The following is an 18,723-nucleotide window of genomic DNA, read 5'->3' as shown; positions in this document are numbered from 1 at the left end:
CCTTGCGGGGGAGATGTCCGGCAGGACAGAGGGGGGTGTGACGGATCGCAAGCTTCAACCCTCACCCAGCATCGATCTCCGCCTGCAAGGCGTCCATATGCGTGGCCGCCGCTGCCGCCGCAGCGCGCTCGATAGCGCGAAAACGGCTGACAACTGCAAGGCCAACTGAGGTCAGCTGTGCGCCGCCACCCTTTTTGCCGCCGGTCTGCGCCGCGACCAGTGGCTTGCCGAACACACGGTTCATATCTTCCACCAGATCCCAGGCGTGCTTGTAGGACATCTCCATGCCGCGTGCAGCAGCCGAGATCGAGCCGAAAGTGGCGATCTGCTCCAGCAATTCGATCTTGCCCGGACCTATGCGCCCGTCCGGATCGAGATTTATCCGCAGGCTCAGCGACGGCATCTCTTGTCCTCCACAGTCACACTTGCCCCTCTCGACCCATAGCGCTATTCCAAAACGATATAGCGGTTATCAGCCATCCGCTTCGGCCGGCAGCCCGGCGCCGGTGTTGGCACGGTCGAAACTGACCGTCTTGATCACCGCGAAGACCTTGCCGCCGAGTTGAAGGTTCAGTACCTGCCTGGATTGTTCGGTAATGCGCGCAAGCACGGTTGCGCCATTGCAGTCGATGCCGATTTCGACCGTCGGCCCCTCGCCCGAGCCGATTGCGACGATGGCGCCCGGCAGGATGTTGAGCGCACTGAGACCTTTCGGCTGTTCGGTGGCGATCATCACGTCGCGGGCGCGGATTCGGATGCGCACAGGCGCGCCGACCGAGACCGCCAATTGCGGCACCCGGATTTCGCCCGCCGCCGAGCCGAGCACGGTCATCCCGAAGATCTCATCATGGCGCAGCACCTTGGTGTCGAGAACCGCGCCGCCCTCGCCGCGTTCCTCCGCCGGCAGCAATTCGAGCCGTTGCATGATCGCGCCGGTCGGGCCTGAGGCAGCGACCTTGCCTTGCGCCATCACCACCACGTCGCTGGCCAGCCGCGCCACCTCGGCGACGGAGTGGCTGACATATACGATGGGCAGCTTGGTCTCGTCGCGCAGCCGCTCGATATAGGGCAGGATCTCGGCTTTGCGCGCATCGTCGAGCGAGGCCAGCGGCTCGTCCATCAACAGCAGTTTCGGGCTGGCAAGCAGCGCCCGGCCGATCGCCACGCGCTGCTTCTCGCCGCCCGAGAGCTTTGCCGGTCGCCGGTCGAGCAGAGGACCGATGCCGAGCAGTTCGACGACCGCGTCGATATCCGCATAGCGCTCCGCCGGTGGCGTGAACCAGCGGCCATAGCGCAGATTGCCGGCCACGCTCATATGCGGAAACAGCCGCGCGTCCTGGAACACCATGCCGATCCGGCGCTTGTGCTTCGGCACGAAAATGCCGGCATCGGTGTCGACCAGCACACAGCCGTCGACCGCGATACGGCCCTTGGTCGGCCGGATCAGGCCGGCGATCACGTTGATCAGCGTCGTCTTGCCGGAGCCCGATGGCCCGAACAGCGCCGTCAGCCGCCCGGCGCTTTCGAAACGCGCGTCGACGGCGAAACCGCCGAGCCGATGGCTGATGTCCACCAGCACGCTCATTCGATGTCCATCCGCCGGCCGACGCGCCGCGCCAGCACTTCCGAGGCGACCAATGCGGCCATCGAGATGACGATGGAGATCAGCGTCAGCCTGAGCGCCCCGTCATCGCCGCCAGGCACCTGCGTGAAGGTGTAGATCGCCGAAGGCAGCGTCTGCGTCTCGTTGGGAATGTTGGAGACGAAGGTGATGGTGGCGCCGAACTCGCCCATCGCCTTGGCGAAGGACAGGATCGAGCCGGCGATCAGCCCGGGCAGGATCAGCGGCAGCGTGATGGTGGCGAAGACCCAAATCGGGTTGGCGCCGAGCGTTCCCGCCGCTGCCTCCATTTTGCGGTCGACCGCCTCGATCGACAGCCGGATCGCCCGCACCATCAGGGGAAAGCCCATGATACCGCAGGCCAGTGCGGCGCCGGTCCAGCGAAACGAGAAGACGATGCCGAAATGCTCGGCCAGGAACGCTCCCGCCGGCCCGCGCCGGCCGAAGGTAAGCAGCAAGAGATAACCTGTCACCACCGGCGGCAGGATCAACGGCAGGTGAACCACGCCGTTGAGCAGCGTCTTGCCCCAGAATTTTCCGCGGGCCAGCAAAAGCGCCATCAAGATGCCCGGCGGCAGGCTGAACAGCATCGCCACCGTCGCCACCTTGATCGACAGCCGGACCGCATTCCATTCGTCGGGAGTGAGGTCCAGCAGCCAGTTCATGCGTCAGCCGCTACCTTAATTGCTCGGCGTGAGCACGGTGAAACCCTGATCCCTAAACAGCTCCACCGCCTTGGCGGACTGCAGGCACTTCAGGAAAGCCGGGGTATCCTTGTCCTTCGAATCGGTGGTCTGGGCAACCGGATAGATGATCGGCGGGTGCGAATCCTCCGGGAAGGTGCCGACCACCTTGACTCCCTTGTCGGCATGCGCGTCGGTGGCATAGACGATGCCGAGCGCGGCCTCGCCCGTTGAAACCAGCTTGAGCGCGGCGCGCACATTCTCGGCCTGCGCCACCTTGCCTTCGACCGACGACCAGACGCCGAGCGATTCAAGTGCCGCCTTGCCGTATTTGCCGGCCGGCACCGCCTTGACGTCGCCCATGGCAAGCCTGCCGTCGCCAACCAGCTTGGCCAGGTCGAAGCCTTTCTCGATCCTGGTCTCAACCTTGGAATCCTGTGGCGCCACCAGCACGATCTGGTTGCCGAGCAGTTTCACCTCGGTTTCCGGCTTGGTCAGTCTCTTGTCGGAGAGGTACTTCATCCAGTCGAGATCGGCCGAAATGAACACATCGGCGGGCGCCCCGCTTTCGATCTGCTTGGCCAGCGCCGAGCTCGCGGCGTAGGAGACGGTCGCCGCTTCTCCGACATCGGCTTCGCAGGCCTTGGTGACGGCGTCGAGCCCGTCCTTGAGGCTGGCTGCGGCAAACACGATCACCTTGTCTCTCGCGTGAGCCGCCGGCATCACGGCCATCAGAGCTACGGCAAAGCCGCCAATCGCGATTGCCCTCATACCAAAACCTTTGTGCCCCAACATGAAAACTCTCCCTGGGCTTGAAATCTGCTGGCTCGACTCCTGCCGACCGATATATCTGGATGAATATAACAAGGGAAGGCCGCCTCCTGCGAAAGCGTATGTTCGGCATCGATTGTTCTGGTTTGGACGTGCACCGAAACCCGGAAAGGAACTCCGATGAAGATCAGCGCCCGCAACATCCCTCAAGGGAACGATCGTCGAGATCGTCAAAGCACCTCGCCTGTCCGCGGTGATGTCGCCGGCTCCGTCGTCACGCTTCGATCACCAACGAGGCCGTTGCCGATCTCAAGCTCGAAAAAGGCAAGCAGCCTATGCCATGATCAAGGCAACCGACGTCATGGTCGACATCGATTGAGGGTCGGAATTGATTGACGGTGGACGGATCAGACCGCGATCGGCGCCTTGATCGACGCGTCGGCAAAATAGTTTTCCAGCCGGAAATCCTCGAAGCGGAAGGCGAACAGGTCCTTCACCTCCGGATTGATCCACAGCGTCGGCAGCGCCTTGGGTGTGCGCCGCAATTGCTCGCGCGCCTGCTCGAAATGGTTGGAATAGAGATGCGCATCGCCCAGCGTATGGACGAACTCGCCGGGCTTCAGCCCGGTCACCTGCGCCACCATCAGGGTCAGCAGCGCGTAGGAAGCGATGTTGAAGGGTACGCCGAGAAAAATGTCGGCCGAGCGCTGGTAGAGCTGGCAGGACAGCTTGCCGTCCGAGACGTAGAACTGGAACAGGCAGTGGCAGGGCGGCAGCGCCATCGCCTCCACTTCGGCCGGGTTCCACGCCGAAACGATCAGCCGGCGTGAATTCGGATTCCTGCGTATCTCCTTCAGAACATTGGCAATCTGGTCGATCGACCCGCCACGGCCATCCGGCCAAGAGCGCCACTGCTTGCCATAGACCGGGCCGAGATCGCCATTCTCGTCGGCCCATTCGTCCCAGATCGAAACGCCATGATCTCTAAGGTATTTGATGTTGGTGTCGCCGGCCAGGAACCACAGGAGTTCATGGATGATCGACTTCAGATGCAGCTTCTTGGTGGTGGTGACGGGAAAGCCGCGCGACAGGTCGAAGCGCATCTGGTACCCGAACACCCCACGCGTGCCGGTGCCCGTGCGGTCGCCACGGTCGGCGCCATTGTCCAGCACATGCTGCAAAAGGTCGAGATACTGGCGCATCGGCTTCGCCTCGATTCGGGGTTACCGCCATCATAACCGACTGGCCGCCGGCCGAACACAGCAAAAGGACCAGAACGCGGCTTGCCCATCACTCTTCAAGGGTTAGCGCTGCCCCTCACCTGCCTGCCGGCATCCTCTCCTCGTATAGGGACGGGGAGAGGGGCGCTGTCATCAGCGGTTTCGCCAATCACAAGCTTGTTCGAGAGAGAGAGCCAAGGCTGCGGTCAGCCCTTTCTCCCCGTCACTATACGGGGAGAAATGCCCGGCAGGGCAATAAGGGGCGGTGCTGACCTCCGGTGAGGAGCAAAATCAAACGCGCGCTCTGCCTATCGGCAATAATCTCTACAAAGAGCCGAGCTTCCCCAGATCCTTGGCGACCAGATAGTAGAAAGTCACGCGGCTCTTGGAGCTGTCGGCGGCCAACGCCTTGCAGGTCTTCTCGATCGCTGAGTCGGCTTTCGCCCCGTCGGTCACGCCGAGTTTCTTGGCAACCCAGTTGGTCTTGACGCGCTCCAATTCCTTGGGGTCGGTGCAGGATACCAGCGAGGAATCGCGGTTGCGCAACGCAATGCCCAGATGTTTCACAATCTTGGCAACCACATCGGCATTTGCGGCGGCGTCGTATTTCTTCACGTCTGCGAGATAATCGGCCATCAAATTTCCCCATGTCGGCGCCACGGGATCCGATCGATGAGGGCTGTGGCGCGCTGCCGCAACTTGTGCGCTCGGTCGATACTCCTCACCATCGCAAAGCTTCGGTTGAGACCGCGCGCGAGTCAACCCTCGGCGCCGCAGTTTGGTGCGGCCAAGAAGTGTCATTGCGGCCTTTCATTTTGTGCGCCCGCCCCCTATATTCGTTTTGTCGGCTTGACCGACTATGGCGATAAATGGGCGATGTAATAAGCCGTTCGGACCCGGGGGCGGTACCCGGCGCCTCCACCAAGAACCGCTCTGTGATCAGAGCGGCTGTTGCTGGGGGCGAAATAGGATCGACGAAGGTGTAAAGATCGTACTTTTGCCCGGCATGGTACCACCGTCATCGGGCTAAACCTGTAGTTGCAAATGACAACTATGCGGAAGCACGTCTCGCCGCGTAAGCGGTGCGATAGCTTCAAATCAAGCCCTAGAGGTTCGCACTTCTAGGCGGGGTTCGGAGGTACCTGGCAACAGAAACCTCCACTTCTCCCCTCCTCGATATCGTACGCTCAATGCCGGCTGCCGCTGGCCGGATTTCGCATGACGATGGGCCGCGAAGCCTACACCAAATTGAGCCATGAGCTGGTGCAATTTGCCGCTGGCGTCGGTCGAAGGCCGTGGTTCTGTGAACTGACCCCATAAAGTAGGACGGTTCATTGAGTTGGCAGGTTTAAGGGCTGGTTCCTGTATTGCACAGGGGCCAGCCCTTTCAGTTTCAGTTTGATGCGGCGGTGGTTGTAATAGTCGATGTAGTCCGTGATGGCGTCGTCCAGGCTTTGAACGGTGTCGAAGGTTCCGGGATGGAAGAGCTCGGATTTGAGGATGGCAAAGAAGCTCTCCATTGGGGCGTTGTCGAGGCAATTGCCTTTGCGTGACATGCTCTGTTGGAGGCCTCTGGCTTCCAGCCTGCGTTGGAATGCCGACATCTGATACTGCCATCCCTGATCGGAATGCAGGATCGGCCTTTCGTTCTCACCAAGCCGGGCGAGGGCTTTGGTCAGCATATTGTCCACCATTTTGAAGCGTGGCCGCCGCGCCGTCTCGAACGCGACGATCTCGCCATTGTAGAGATCCATGACCGGGGACAGATAGAGCTTGTCGCCGGCCAGGCTGAACTCCGTCACGTCGGTCGAGATCGAGATGACAGCCACGCCGAACAGCGCCGTCGGCGGCATTCCTTTCACGGTTCTCCATCGCGACCTCACTTCCCGTGCATAAGGCGAGGGTTGGACAAGATCGACACGATGTCGGCGAACAGGTTGAGCAAGATGTAGGTGACCGAGATGATCAGGCAAATGGCCTGCACCACCGGCACGTCGCGCTTCGACACTGAATCCACCAATAGCCGGCCGAAGCCGGGATAGACAAAAACGACCTCAACGATGACCACGCCGGTGATAAGATAGGCGAGATTCAGCACGACGACGTTGACGATTGGCGCCAGCGCATTGCGTAGCGCATGCACCATGACGACGCGCATCTGTGACGCGCCCTTAAGTCGGGCCATTTCGATGTAGGATAGGCTGACCAGGTTGATGAGCGCAGCGCGCGTCATGCGCATGATATGCGCCGTGATCGCGAGCGTCAGCGCCAGCGCCAGCGCAGGAAGGAGCGGTAGACCCGTTCGGCGAAATCCGTGCTCGGCGTGATGTTGGAGATCGACGGGAAAAGCCCCAGCTTCACTGACAGGAACAGGATCAGGATATAGGCAATGAAGAATTCGGGAAACGAGATTGCGGTTAGCGTCAAGACGCTGGCCGCCCTGTCGAACTGGGAGTTGCGCAGAAGCGCCGCGAGGATGCCGAGCATCAGAGCCAGCGGAACGGCTATGGTGCCTGCGAACGCGGCCAGGAACAGCGTATTGCCAAGCCGCCCAGTGATCAGTTGCGAGACAGGCAGCCTGTTGGCGATCGACGTTCCGAAATCGCCGTGGGCAATGTCCTGCAGCCAGTGGGCATAGCGGGTCATGGGCGGCTGGTCGAGGCCGAGTTGGTGGCGGAGCGCGGCCACCGTCTCGGCCGTCGCCGACTGGCCGAGGATTTCCTGCGCGGCGTCGCCAGGCAGCAATTCCACAGACCAGAAGATCAAGATCGAGACGATCAGAAGTGTGACGAAGCCGAGCGCCAACCGGTGCAGGACGAGCCTAGCTATTTGCATCATAATCCTTTTGGCCCCATGAACGTCGCCTGGGCACGCACCACGCCATGCCATCGCGCAGACATTCCAGGTCGAGTTCCACAGTAATTCTTCGATCGCGCGGCGCGCGAAATGTGGTCGTCACGCTTGGTGAAAAGGGAGCTCTAATCGTCACGGATTCGATCGATGTGCAAATTCCCACAGCCAAGATCGATGTCGTCGATACTACAGGCGCCGGCGACGCGTTCAACTCCGGCTTTGCTGTGGGACTAGCCGAGGGGCGTGGCGTCGTAGAGGCAGCACAGCTCGGCATCGCCTGTGACGCTCTGGTGTGCACCAAGCTTGGGGTAATTCCAGGGATGGCAAGACGAGATGCAGTCAATGAGATGTACCGTTCACTGAACTTCTCCCAGAGCGCGCTGAACATGTGCCAGCGTAGCTAGGCCGGGAAAGCCCGGTGTCTGGTCCAGATCCGATCGATGCGGTAGGCGGTGCTCCTGTGCGCCTTCGCAGTCGAATGCGAAGTCATTCCTGCCAAAGTGATGTCAGAGATACGGCGACGTACCGGTCTTGTGACCGTGTCACTTGGTTCGGGTCCCGATACGACGCGCTCTTCCTTTTTACGGAAGACATATGTGGTGAGGCCGAGCGCCTGCCTCGACACGCCAAAGCCTACGGCAATCTGCATGAACTGAAGAAGCGTGTGCAGGATGAGCGCGTCCGCGCGCTGCGTGCATTTCGTGATGACGTCGGTATGAAGGCATTTCCCGGTGACCGGGAATTGTCGAAGATCAGCGACGTGGAATTCGAAGCTTTCGTCTCTGCGCTCGACGCAAAAGGCGTTTGAGAGCTTACCGGCCGTAACATCGAGAGCTCTGATTTCCCGCGCTTATCGCGCTTTCCGTACAGGGTGTCGTTCATTTCCTTTTCTCCAGTGAATCGGCATTCTGAACCGGTCACTTGCGCTGGATTTAACCGTAGGGAGCAAACTGGACGCCGAATAGGAAGCTACAACGCTCGCCTATCTTCGTTTGGCCAAAAGCAGCGTTTCGGGCAAGGGTCAGCGATATCCATTGCGCATGAAACTCCCGCATGGTCTCGAGCGAAGGAGTAAGATAAAGCCATACGATCAATGAAGCTGCGAAATAGCCGGCATTCCAAGGCCAGAGGTAACCGGGGTATCCCAAAAACCAACGCAGGAACTTCAACGGCTGAGCTACCACTGGGTTCACAAACTTCACCACAATAATGTCAACCCGGGGCCGTGGTCGGGTCTTTCCATCCATCCCGTAGTTGTCGGTATCGATCATGTGGTCTCCATCCACGACCATCTTGTTGAATCGCACATGCGACTATCACTATCTCCACCACAAGTATTTCGAAGTGAACTACGGAGAGAAGCGCATCCCGCTCGATGAATGGTTCGGCACCTTCCACGAAGGCTCGCCAGAGTCCGACGAGGTGATGGCTAGGCGGATCAAGGCGAAGAAATACACCCGCGGTGGCTCCGCCTGATCAAGACACATCGCATTTTCCAGCAATCCAACATCAAAATCTCGGCCCTGTGACGGGGCCGACCTCTAGCAATGTCGGCGAGTATTCGAACCGACCCATGTTCAAGGAGCTCTTATGACAAGTGGAGAAAACTGGGTAGTCGCGTGCACCGTCGACGCACTCCAACCCGAGGAAGCCCTGAGGGTCGATGTCGGCTCCCGAACGTTTGTGTCGTGCGGTCGCCCGACGGCAAGTTCTTCGCGATGGATGGCCACTGCTCGCACGAAAAGGTGCATCTCGCCGATGGTATAGTCGACGGTGTCCCAAACATTTCGGCACCTTCGATTATCGATCTGGAGAGTCACGCGCCCTGCCGGCCTGTATCGACCTCAAAAGCTATCAAGTGAAGGTTGAAGCCGACTCCGTTTACATCAGGATGTGACCGAAAAGTCGATCGCGACCGGCGCAGCCAGAGGTTATTTCGCCTTTTTCATCGCGGCAACACACGCGAACTGGTCAGGAGGGACAAATGGAAGCGAACGAGCCATGGCCGTCGTTGGCGCGGCGAGGCTGGTCTCCTGCGTATAGGCTCCGATCACCTCGCCCACGGCATCTGCCGAGACGAGCCTTTTAGGCCTGCGAGGACGCGCTGCTCGGTCTTCTCGCGGGTGATGGTACGGCCGTTGTCGCAGATGCCCCGCCGCTGTTGGTTGAGGCAGGCATAACGCTCGCGTGTGAACAGCCCGTAGTCATTTTCGTAGAATGATTTTAGCAGCCAGCCAAAAACATAATCGCGTTCGACATTCGGATGAAGGATGTCAAACTCAATGGCCTTGGCCTTTATTTCGTTCTGTCCGATCATCCGGCGAACATACTTATCCTCAGACAACTCTGTCCAGGTGCGACGGCGCAACATCCACTAAAGAGCATCACGCGTTTCAGCCCTGTTTGCATCGGCTCTCGGCGTTACCTACCGGTCCGCTTCGTACTTCAACTCCACCACTAAGTTTAGTTTCTGCGACTGCTCAAGAACAGATTGGTGGTAGGTCCCGCCAGAAGCTGCTTCTAACTTGAACATCAGGGGACCAAGCGCGGGGCAGTCAGCCTCAATGTTCATCTAACAAACTGAGGTCCTACCGACGGCCGATCTGCAGCGCGTATGGGATGAATTTAGGGACTCAAGCCGACTATCCAATCGCCAGACTGATCTGCAGATCGCCGTCACCTGGGAGCGAACGGCCCACGCCGGAAAGACTCTTCGTTAAATATGGGCTCTTGACTAGCTGACGGACCGCCCTGCAGAGGATTTCTTGGCTTGCCGATTCCCAAACTTGGCTATTACTCGTCACTCAACCCGCCTTTAAAGAAAGCAGCGGCTTGTCGAGATAGGACCATGGATCGGCCAGAAAATCATCGCTGGTCGCGAGGCAACGCATCAGAGCCGCACGCCAATGGTTGAAACCGTAATCGCAGTCATACGAGTTTGCGGATGCAAGGAAGAATGCCTTGATGAGCTCGGCTTCGTTCGGCTTGCCACGAAACATTCGTAAGGACGGCTTGAGATTGAAGAGGAAGATGTTGATCGGATCAAAATAGCGGTCGTTGAGCTTAAGGCGGTGGAGCTGGAATTTCAGACGCTCACTTAGTCCGGCTGGCAGCAACGTCGGGTCGATTCGGAACGTAACTACGAGCGAACCAGCTGTGTATCCGGCCTCGGCAAATAAGAATGTGAAGTCCGGAATATCCTGAAAGTATGTGTGAATCATCCCCTTTCCCGCGACCGGCTCTAGGGTGCCTTTGGCTCGATTGCACGGTTGGCAGCTTGGAACGAGATTTCGGGAATAAATCGACAGGGCCCGATAATCGTCCTTAGGAAGATGGTGGTCGAGCGTGGTGGCGGCTTCGAAGCCGCAGAGCGGACATTCGATCACTGCCGCCATCAGCGTGCCCCGGAGTTTGGAAAGGCGGCCCTTTTTCTGAACCTCATTGTACGCGGTGTGTAGCGCATCCTTGCAAGCATCGAGGGTCACAGGGATCAGACTCGGGTCGGGTTCGCCGAGCAAGCTGTCATAGCCCTGATACAGCGTGGCAACCGCAAGTCGCTCCGCGTCGGTCAGATGGTAAGCGACGGTCCCGTCCTTGTGAATTAGGGCGGCGTCGAGTTGGTCATCGATGTCACCGACATCGGGGAGATCGACCTTCCACATCTGTTAGCCTTCGCGCGACGCAATCAGGCTCATGACATAGGCGCGAGCCTGAAGGCTCATCCCCCGGTCGAACAGCTTCTCAATGTCGGCGAGAGTGAGCTTGCGCTCGACGAGCGTACGAAGCGTCTGATGAAAATCTGCCGATCCGGCATTCAAGCCGAATACCTCGTCCGTGATCTCGCCGATGCTCTCGCCGTAGGTTTCGATCCTGGAGGGCATTATCGTCACTACGTCGCCGGAGCGGTTGATCACCGAGACATGACGGCCAAGCGTCTCCTGAGCAACGACCGGCGAATGAGTAGCAACGACGGCAAAGGAGTCATTTCGATCAAGGATAATGCGGACGGCGTGCATCAACGTGGCTAACAGCGGCGGGTGAAGATGGCTCTCAGGCTCGTCTATCAGTACGATCGCCTTGGGCTGGGTGTACGCGACCAAGGTTGCTATTGTGTGCAGGACAATCTTGTGTCCCGTGCTCCAAGTCATGAACGTGGCCCTACGATCATCGCCGAGCAAAGCATCGGGGGATTGATTCGGAACGTCGGAAAACGAGGGATCGGTAAGGAGCAGCTTTAAGACCCGATCGAGCAACCGCCACCTGTCGGAGTTCATGATTAGATTGATGATATTCGCGTACTCGTCCGCAAGTTGATCGGCCGACTTCAGGTATGTTCGATCTTGCCGGTCGAGCGCGAAGGGATCGTCGGGCCCAGGCCCTTGGCGGGCCGCCTCCTCGTCGAGCCGCTCCTCCAGTTCGCGCGCAATATCGCGCAATCCAGAAAAGACGTAGCGGCCGGTGCCGGATCTTAGGTCGCTGACGATCTGGCGTTTGTCCTGCGGGCTGACGCCTGGCACTTGGAAGGTATCGAAGGCGCTGTATGCGACAGCGATGATCCGGGAGAAGCCGATTCCGACCGGCTCAATCGTGCCTAGTCGGGAAATGAGATCGCCAGCCCGTTCGGCTTGCGAAGCGTGAATGACACGGGCGAGCCTGGCCAGAAGCGTACTCTTGCCCGACCCGTTACGCCCAGTGACGACCGCAACCCTCTCTGGCAGCTTCCCTGTCTTTGCAAAGTATGTGGAGTCGTCGGTTGGGGCCTCGAAATGAAGCTCCAGCGGTGCCGACCATCCCGCCAAGCTAAAGGTCAGCGCCAGCCCCACTGACGGAAGCGCGCTGTAGTCCCGCTCAAGGAGCATCTGGGCCAATGGGACATAGCTGGCGGTATCCAGGTCCCGTGTGATTGAGGTCCTCCATCCTTCCTCGTTTTCAAACAATTTCGCGTGATCGGGAGTGGCAACCGAATCGCGCAAAAAGGATGTGATCTCATCGCGATGATCCTTGGGAATAGAGGCGAGCCGCTCATAGTAGTCTAACGATTGACCAAGTGAACAGAATTCCTCGGACAGCGGCGCAAGCGGCCCAACCGGCAAAATGCTTGCGATCGAGGTTGTCTGCCCCCTCCGCAGGATCTTCACGTTTCCAATGAAAACCTCTTCGCCGGAGCCGTAATAGAAGATGTGATATTGTGTTTTGAACCCGAAGTCGTCCCATCGGTCTTGTTGGAGGACGACTGTCGTGGTCGAATTTGGAGTGCCGCGCGACGGCGCTACGACCGAAAAATCCATGGTTGCCCTCCCGTTGGTGTTCACGACTACCACGCGGAAGATGCGAGCCACAATCTGCTCGCTCGCTAGTGTCGCGCTCAGAACTCTCGATCGCGAGGCAATCTGCGGTTAGAAGCTTCAACCTCCTAGGACTAGGAACAGCCTCACTCACTTGAAATGATGCGACGCTTGGGACAGGGCGCTGCGGTTCAGAACCTCCGAAGCGACACGACCAAAGCGTTGGTCCAGGCTGGCCCGATGACGGCTTAGATTAGTCATCGTCATCCTCCGTTTCGGGGACTTCGCCAGCTTGGAAGCCGCACATCTCCATGAACGTCCACGCCCGCAGCAGTTGGAGATCTCGTTGACCTTCAGCTTGGAGACATCCTCCTGATAGCCGGCCACTGACGCATTCCGCGCATAGAAGGCGTTGAGGTAGTTGACGAAGGCCTCGCGCATCATCCCGGTCGGCCGGAATGCGAAGTTGTGCGAAATCGCCACCTCGCTCACGGAGGTGACGACCGCGCTCCACAACGGGAACTCGACCTCGCCAAGGCCGCCATGCGTCAGGCCATCATTGGCGACGCGTTGAGCGAGCCGGATCAGCCGTCCATCGAAGGCGTAGAGCGGAGCCTCGATCAGCTTTGCATGAAGCACTCATCGAGTTGTTCGGTAATTGCGTTAGCACGCTCGGGTTCGGCCAGCCGGAAAGGGTTCAGAGCGCAGATAAACAGGCTGCTCCGGTTCGACCAAGGGATTGAGTCCCAGAACTTCCTAACGAAGCAGAAGCCGTGCAGCCGTTCTGCCTCCATCAGCTGGGCTGCATAATTGCTGAGCCCAGTGAGGTGCTTTCGCGTCCACTCGTTGGGCGAGCCGTCGTCCTCCTTGTTGTCGATCCAGCCCGGTATGTCATCGATGGTGACTACCACACATCCCAGGCGTCATGCGACGCGCCTGAACTCATCGTCGCTCGGCACATGGAGCTGCAGGCTCAGGCTTTCGAGCGCGTCGGTGACGAAAACCGGCGCATAGATTAAGACATCGCGGTCGGCGATCAGCAGGTCATATAGATAGGCTTGGCGGGTGATCTTCACGTCCATCGTCGAAACCAGGACGTTGGTAATGTCTTTGTGGCCGGACAAGGCGAACATGCCGGCGATGTAATTGCTGTAGGCGAACAGTTCGGAAAACGCGTTGCGCTCTGCCGCACGGTCCACCTTTAGCTCGAGAATGAAGAGCCCATCCTCTTGGTGCCCCAGGAGATCGAGCTCCATTGGGCGGGTGTGGTCGGTGGGCAGCTTAATCTTGCTGCCCAGAAACTCTCCGTATCGAACCGAATTGTGCAGTCTCCTGAGCTTGGCTAGGGCCCGCGCTTTGATGATTCGCCAGAGTTGGAAGTGGTCCTCGTCGTCCCCAGGCTTTTCGTTTAACGCCGCCGTGTCGTCGACCAGGTCGGTTAACCCGCTCTTGAACAGGTAGCTGTGGACCGCCTCCTCGCTGAATTGGCCCAAATTGCTCTCCTGCGCCAAGTGGGTGATCATTGCCGTCTGCGCGTAAAATAGGTAAACTTGGCAACAAGCGCGGCGGCTATGGCAATTGGAAGCCCAGTCACGTGGAAACGCCTACGACGACTTAGCGGTCAGGATCGGCCCACCCTTGCAAGTAACTGGGCCAAGTGCTGAAGGCCGATGGTCGTTGCGCTCAAAATATCGACGTCTTGTAACTCGATCGCGTCCTTAACCTTGTCGCTGGCGCCCAAGCAAACTGGCTCAGCCGTGCTTGGCCGGAACGATCCACCAAGAGATACGAGTTCTGCCTTGTGATATCAGAGCTCGAGGACATATCCAATCCAGCGCTATGCTGGACAATGACATGGCCGGGAGTTGCCAGCGCCAGACGAAATGTCTGTCCCACTGCGCCGATCGGACCGTTGGAACATTCGTAGCGAACGTTACTACTCTCGCTAACTGTGCACCCATGGGCGCGCACGATATCATCACAACCATGAGGGCCGTTCTGAAGAATACAAGACATGCGAGATCACCGCGAATGAACGTAGAACAGTGCTCGACTTAGATGCCATGCGGAATTTCCGGATAGGACATTTTATTCCCCTCTGATATCTGTTGTCATCACTTTCGATGAGATACGAGATGCTGACGCGGTGCAAGTAGCCGCCTCGGTGACATACACGGGGGGAATATGAGATTCTATCGCGTAACAGCCGCAGTTGCTATTTTTGTGGTCGTCTTGGCAGCGGGACTCTGGTGGGGTTTGCCTCTTCTTGCCAAGAGCTACCTGGAAGAGCGTCTCGGCAAGATCGAGTTTGAAGATGTTGCAAAGGCCGCGGATCGGCAGAACCGAGACGCCTTGGCAGGCCTTGGCGAGGCGGTCATCCTGATCGACGTCCCGGCCGATCCGGTGATCGCGGCGATCAAGGACTCCCTGATCAACGCCGCAGCGACCGCCGATCTGAAGGAGGGCTGGAAACTTGCCTTGGATGGCGAGCCCGTCGTCAGTTTCCATCCCTCCGATCTCCGCGTCGCGGCCCCGGTCACACTTTCGAGCGACAAGATCGGGTCCGCGAGCCTCACCTTGACCCTCGATGTGGTGCCTTTCGTTTCGGACGATGCGCTGCATGCGAAACCTGTCGTCACTGGCGTCAAGATCCGCTCGCTCAGGGCGCGAGGTCTGAAATTCCCTGACGCAGTGGCGGGCCTTTTTGAGAATGTCGTCACGGCGTCGCTCGCTGCGCTCAATGCGAAGATCCCCACTCAGCATATCCCCCTGAAGCTTCCGGAAAATCTTCTGGAACAAGCTAAGGCGCGGCCCGCGGTCTATGTCAGCAACGCAGGTATCGCGGTGCTTCTCGGATCGCTTGCAGCAAGTCCGGGCGCGCAAGTCGCAAACTATGGCGACGCCTTCGTTGAGACGGCAAAGACCATCTTGCCATCATACGCGCCTGGGAAAGGCGTTGTCGCGGTAAAGCCGAAAGGCAAAAGTCTTCACGATGTCAGTGACGCCTTGCGCGATGATTCCGCCGCGAGCAATCTCGCAGCCTTCGAAGCGATGCTTGCCATGGACGGTTCTGTTCCGCCGGAAACGATCGCGCCTACCACTTTCGCTGGCTTGGCCATCGCCAACGCGGAAGGACGATGGTTCGAGCGTCGGCTGAAGGGGATCGTCCTCGATGCGATCGCCAAGATTAAGGTAGAAGACGTCGTCTTGACGGTGAAGCCGGACGACGTGATCGTCAAACTACAGGACGGCGTCGCCGAAGCCACCGCGTCCGGCAAGGCCGTTCTCGGCGGCGGCAAGCTTAGCGTCGACTTCAGCCTGACGGCCTGGGCGGTGATGCGCGCAGCACCGGGCGGGGTAATTGTCAATTATGCGCCCCGCGAAATCCGAATATCAAACCTGAGCGTGGCCTGGGGCGATCGGGGAACCACGCTCACAATCCCCTACGAGGACGGGTTGGGCCAGGTCGTGGCGCGGCTTATCGCCAATCTTCCGGAATCCCTGCTGAAAATTCCGGCGATCGACATCAAGGTCGCGAGCGACGACGGCGCCTTCAAGCTTGCCACGACAATCCCCTCGACCACGATCAACTTCACCGGACGCGCCGCCGTGATCTCCCCAGAGGGTGTCGAGATCTTTGCAGTTCCTTCGCTTGAACAGGAACCGGCCCAACTTCCGCAGCCGGAGCTCAAACCCGGTCAGCTGGCCCGGCTAATCGCGCTGTCGGAGAAAGCACGTCTATCGGTCGTCGGAGAAACCAATGACAGCCTGTCACTTGCGGTTGCAAAGCCGGGTTTTGCACATCTCCTTGAGGCGGCGTGGATCAAACTGGACCCGAGCATCTCAGCTCATTTCAAGGATGACACCACCTTCGATGCCGGCGAAATCCAGATTGTACCCGCCGATGCGTCGTGCGGCAATCCGTGCAAGGGCGTGGAAAGCTGCGGCGACATTCTGAGCTGTAAAATTAACATCTGCGAAGAGACCGTTACTGGAACACTGTGCAGCTTTTGCCCCCGGTTTGTTCCAGGTTGCTCGGAAGTCTGTAAACCCATTAAGGAACTGATCTGCAAATCTCATGACGACAGCAATTGCATCGACCGCATAAAGTCTTGTGGCGAAGAGGTGACCAAATGCTCCACGGCTTGGTCATCTGGGCTGCAACTGGCTTGCGAAGCTGCTCTACAGACGATCGAGGCCACGGATCTGAGAGGGCTTGCCAAAGTATCCGGCGGTACGGCGTTTGATGCTTCGGCGGCGACCATGCCCAGCGCACGTCTCGTCGTAAAACCCGATCTTACAGGTCTGGACCTGACGATCGAAGCGTCCGCGCAGGCGGGTCTCGACGCTTGGCTGAACATCGTATGGACCGATTTCGGGAACTTGTTGGCGTGTCCGAGCGGCAAGCTCGCGGTTCATCTCGACGCATCGGCTTCGCTGACCACGCCGAAGCTGACGAGCAGCATCACCTGGGCGCCGAGCCCGGACACGCTGAAGGCGACTCTTTCTTTCGGCAAGGCAGAAGTCCTCCTCAAGTCCGATCCACCGCTGGAGAAGCTTATTACAAGCAACCCTGGATTGCTCACTTGCGCTGCGGGACAGGCAATTGTCGGCCTTACAATCGTCGCGCTGCCCAAACTGACACAAGGTTTGCTCGCCGATGCGATCCGGGCCGCGCTACCGGGCGATAAGAATGCCAAAATGGCTGCCTTGCTAAGCGACGGTGAGTATCGCGCCTCGGGCAATATCCCTTCAACGTCGGTGGACATTCCCGCGACCGAAGTGATGGTGCTGAATCAATCTTTGAAGCTCGTTCCGAGGATGGCCGACAACGCCGTCATCATCGGCACGGGGCCCATCGAGGAATGATCCTACAATGATTGCAGGTTCTTGCACTTTTGGGCCTAAGCGGGATCGCGATGCGCGGTTGATCGTACGCATCGTAGTTGAACGGGTTTTTGGGCGGAGTGGGGTGCTATCGGAGCCCATTACCGGCCTCCCAGTTCGTCCGACCGGTCGCACGGTCACGCCGACATTCACCGCGAAGCCCGCTGTTTTCGAAACATTTTCTGGAAATGGTCCAGTAGCTCAAGGTACTGATGGATAGCATCTCCTGAATTCTAAGCATTGGCGATCGAATAGGAAAAACTTTGGCAAATGGTCAATTTTCCGGCCAAGAAATTCGGCAAATGCCAATATCTGGCTGTACGCAGACTGGAAAATGGCAGTATTCCGGAGAATGATGCGCCTCGAAAACATGCGCAGTGGGCAGCACTGAAATTTGAGTTGAAGGGGCGCCATGGCGAAGAAGCCGGCATAGCGCATATGGCTCGACTACGCTGCGGCGGCCACAAAGATGTGCTGCACAATTTGTCCGGACTAGTGGCCGAAGGAGCTTGTTGTGGACTGTTTCGGACGAAGGGCGGACCTTCGAGTGCCTGAAGGCGAACGAAGCCGGATATGTGCTCGCCGGTCAGTATCGAATTGACGACTTGATTGCGCGCTGGCCCGGCGCCGGGGAGAAGAAAGGGGGAGCGGATCTGGACCTGGAAGCGGTCAATGTCGCTCAAGGAGCACTCTGGCTTTGCGGCTCGCATTGTCATGTCCGTCTGACCTCCGAGGACGACGATAAGGATCAACTCCGGTCCAAGATACGCCCCCGGCCAAGCCGGCATTTGCTGGCGCGCATCCCCCTCATGGACGATGCATTGCGCCTGGGGGCGGTGAAAGTGGTCCCAAGGAAGGGGCCAGGTTCCATTCGCGGAGTACTGGCCGGCGATGCTTATCTCAAGCCATTCCTCGATCTGCCGAGCAAGGAGAACGGCCTCGATATTGAAGGTCTGATCGTAACTGAAAGCGAGGTCCTTCTGGGGCTTCGCGGTCCGCGGCTCGACAATAGCGCCGTCATCGTTTACCTAAGTCTCAACAAGGACCTTGAGGTAAGAGCTACAGGTTGTCCTTTCTCGATCTCGGTAGCTTGGCGATCTGTGACCTTAGCCAGAATGGAACCGACATTTTTATCATCGCGGGCCTGGTGGGCGATGCCATGGGCCCGTTTCGACTCTATCGCTGGAAGCCAGACGTGACCCCGCTTATCCAGCACCCCGAAAAGCTCTACGATTGGCCGACTGGCAGCGAAAAGCCGGAAGGGTTGTGCTTTCTCGAGCGAAACGGGAAGCCCGGTCACCTGATCGTCTATGATCGGCCCGACGAGAGCCGGATCGAGGGTAGTGCCTACGCGGCAGACTGGATGGCGACCGACTAGGCTGCGTTGAGATTGATCGTGATCC

General features: G+C 58.8%; 20 protein-coding genes, 1 other RNA gene and 3 pseudogenes. 9 read left to right on the top strand and 15 right to left on the bottom strand.

The genetic code is table 11. The annotated features are described in order from the left end of the window. Positions 1–61: 61 nt before the first annotated feature. From NKH35_RS22000 to NKH35_RS21975, 6 genes are all read right to left on the bottom strand, one after another. Positions 62–403 (bottom strand): winged helix-turn-helix domain-containing protein, encoded by a 342-nt coding sequence (locus NKH35_RS22000; RefSeq protein WP_023667411.1) that lies wholly within the window; start codon positions 401–403, stop codon positions 62–64. Positions 404–472: 69 nt separating this feature from the next. Beyond that, positions 473–1,585, bottom strand: coding sequence for a molybdenum ABC transporter ATP-binding protein (gene modC / locus NKH35_RS21995; protein WP_023668327.1), 1,113 nt, complete (start codon positions 1,583–1,585; stop codon positions 473–475). Continuing rightward, a complete protein-coding gene (modB, locus tag NKH35_RS21990) occupies positions 1,582–2,286 on the bottom strand; it encodes a molybdate ABC transporter permease subunit (protein WP_023667413.1) in 705 nt (234 codons plus the stop codon). The genes modC and modB overlap by 4 nt, the downstream gene beginning before the upstream one ends. Positions 2,287–2,301: 15 nt before the next feature. Then, positions 2,302–3,096 carry a molybdate ABC transporter substrate-binding protein gene (modA, locus tag NKH35_RS21985; RefSeq protein ID WP_156937194.1) on the bottom strand — a complete coding sequence of 265 codons (795 nt, stop codon included), beginning with the start codon at positions 3,094–3,096 and terminating at the stop codon, positions 2,302–2,304. 386 nt (positions 3,097–3,482) lie between these two features. Continuing rightward, on the bottom strand, positions 3,483–4,277 hold the full coding sequence (locus tag NKH35_RS21980) for a thymidylate synthase (RefSeq protein WP_023733849.1): 795 nt from the start codon (positions 4,275–4,277) through the stop codon (positions 3,483–3,485). A 342-nt stretch (positions 4,278–4,619) separates the two neighbouring features. Continuing rightward, positions 4,620–4,931 (bottom strand): DUF2853 family protein, encoded by a 312-nt coding sequence (locus NKH35_RS21975; protein WP_023668323.1) that lies wholly within the window; start codon positions 4,929–4,931, stop codon positions 4,620–4,622. A gap of 168 nt (positions 4,932–5,099) precedes the next feature. Here NKH35_RS21975 and ssrA point away from each other — a divergent pair. After that, positions 5,100–5,458, top strand: a transfer-messenger RNA (tmRNA) gene (gene ssrA / locus NKH35_RS21970). Positions 5,459–5,626: 168 nt separating this feature from the next. Here ssrA and NKH35_RS21965 read toward each other — a convergent pair. Together NKH35_RS21965 and NKH35_RS32045 are read right to left on the bottom strand one after the other, a co-directional pair. After that, positions 5,627–6,103 (bottom strand): annotated as a pseudogene (locus NKH35_RS21965) (IS3 family transposase); the annotation flags it as partial. A gap of 71 nt (positions 6,104–6,174) precedes the next feature. After that, positions 6,175–7,133, bottom strand: a pseudogene (locus tag NKH35_RS32045) (ABC transporter permease). A 44-nt stretch (positions 7,134–7,177) separates the two neighbouring features. On the opposite strand from NKH35_RS32045, the gene NKH35_RS21950 reads away from it, so the two are divergent. Continuing rightward, positions 7,178–7,552, top strand: a complete 375-nt coding sequence (locus NKH35_RS21950; RefSeq protein ID WP_352916377.1) for a carbohydrate kinase family protein — start codon at positions 7,178–7,180, stop codon at positions 7,550–7,552. A gap of 14 nt (positions 7,553–7,566) precedes the next feature. After that, positions 7,567–7,956: a hypothetical protein gene (locus NKH35_RS21945; protein ID WP_352916375.1), complete on the top strand. Its 390-nt coding sequence runs from the start codon at positions 7,567–7,569 to the stop codon at positions 7,954–7,956. A gap of 124 nt (positions 7,957–8,080) precedes the next feature. On the opposite strand, the gene NKH35_RS21940 is transcribed toward NKH35_RS21945, so the two are convergent. Next, complete coding sequence (locus tag NKH35_RS21940) at positions 8,081–8,419, bottom strand: hypothetical protein (RefSeq protein ID WP_352916373.1); 339 nt, start codon at positions 8,417–8,419, stop codon at positions 8,081–8,083. A 25-nt stretch (positions 8,420–8,444) separates the two neighbouring features. On the opposite strand from NKH35_RS21940, the gene NKH35_RS32040 reads away from it, so the two are divergent. Then, the gene (locus NKH35_RS32040) at positions 8,445–8,624 is read left to right on the top strand and encodes a hypothetical protein (RefSeq protein ID WP_502906991.1); all 180 of its coding nucleotides are present in this window, start codon (positions 8,445–8,447) and stop codon (positions 8,622–8,624) included. A gap of 114 nt (positions 8,625–8,738) precedes the next feature. Beyond that, positions 8,739–9,045: pseudogene (locus tag NKH35_RS21930) on the top strand (Rieske 2Fe-2S domain-containing protein). Positions 9,046–9,198: 153 nt separating this feature from the next. On the opposite strand, the gene NKH35_RS21925 reads toward NKH35_RS21930, so the two are convergent. From NKH35_RS21925 to NKH35_RS21900, 6 genes are all read right to left on the bottom strand, one after another. After that, positions 9,199–9,465: a hypothetical protein gene (locus NKH35_RS21925; RefSeq protein ID WP_352916371.1), complete on the bottom strand. Its 267-nt coding sequence runs from the start codon at positions 9,463–9,465 to the stop codon at positions 9,199–9,201. A 487-nt stretch (positions 9,466–9,952) separates the two neighbouring features. Further along, positions 9,953–10,810: an HNH endonuclease gene (locus tag NKH35_RS21920; RefSeq protein WP_352916369.1), complete on the bottom strand. Its 858-nt coding sequence runs from the start codon at positions 10,808–10,810 to the stop codon at positions 9,953–9,955. Positions 10,811–10,813: 3 nt separating this feature from the next. Further along, positions 10,814–12,436, bottom strand: coding sequence for an AAA family ATPase (locus NKH35_RS21915; RefSeq protein WP_352916367.1), 1,623 nt, complete (start codon positions 12,434–12,436; stop codon positions 10,814–10,816). Positions 12,437–12,583: 147 nt separating this feature from the next. Then, positions 12,584–13,072, bottom strand: a complete 489-nt coding sequence (locus NKH35_RS21910) for a hypothetical protein (protein ID WP_352916365.1) — start codon at positions 13,070–13,072, stop codon at positions 12,584–12,586. Next, complete coding sequence (locus tag NKH35_RS21905) at positions 13,054–13,344, bottom strand: hypothetical protein (protein WP_352916363.1); 291 nt, start codon at positions 13,342–13,344, stop codon at positions 13,054–13,056. The genes NKH35_RS21910 and NKH35_RS21905 overlap by 19 nt, the downstream gene beginning before the upstream one ends. A 12-nt stretch (positions 13,345–13,356) precedes the next feature. After that, complete coding sequence (locus NKH35_RS21900; RefSeq protein ID WP_352916361.1) at positions 13,357–13,956, bottom strand: hypothetical protein; 600 nt, start codon at positions 13,954–13,956, stop codon at positions 13,357–13,359. Positions 13,957–14,617: 661 nt separating this feature from the next. On the opposite strand from NKH35_RS21900, the gene NKH35_RS21895 reads away from it, so the two are divergent. The 4 genes from NKH35_RS21895 (at position 14,618) to NKH35_RS21880 (ending at position 18,698) form a co-directional block, all read left to right on the top strand. Beyond that, positions 14,618–17,302: a hypothetical protein gene (locus tag NKH35_RS21895; protein WP_352916359.1), complete on the top strand. Its 2,685-nt coding sequence runs from the start codon at positions 14,618–14,620 to the stop codon at positions 17,300–17,302. 288 nt (positions 17,303–17,590) lie between these two features. Further along, positions 17,591–17,875, top strand: a complete 285-nt coding sequence (locus NKH35_RS21890) for a hypothetical protein (RefSeq protein ID WP_352916357.1) — start codon at positions 17,591–17,593, stop codon at positions 17,873–17,875. Continuing rightward, positions 17,833–18,519 carry a DUF3616 domain-containing protein gene (locus tag NKH35_RS21885; protein ID WP_352916355.1) on the top strand — a complete coding sequence of 229 codons (687 nt, stop codon included), beginning with the start codon at positions 17,833–17,835 and terminating at the stop codon, positions 18,517–18,519. Before NKH35_RS21890 ends, NKH35_RS21885 begins: the two co-directional genes overlap by 43 nt. Then, positions 18,411–18,698: a DUF3616 domain-containing protein gene (locus NKH35_RS21880; protein ID WP_352498888.1), complete on the top strand. Its 288-nt coding sequence runs from the start codon at positions 18,411–18,413 to the stop codon at positions 18,696–18,698. Before NKH35_RS21885 ends, NKH35_RS21880 begins: the two co-directional genes overlap by 109 nt. Positions 18,699–18,723: the final 25 nt, after the last annotated feature.

This window comes from Mesorhizobium sp. M1143, from assembly GCF_040318435.1.
In the GTDB taxonomy this organism is placed as follows: domain Bacteria; phylum Pseudomonadota; class Alphaproteobacteria; order Rhizobiales; family Rhizobiaceae; genus Mesorhizobium.
The sequence above is the reverse complement of the archived record's forward strand: the minus strand, read 5'-3'. Positions and strand labels throughout refer to the sequence as shown.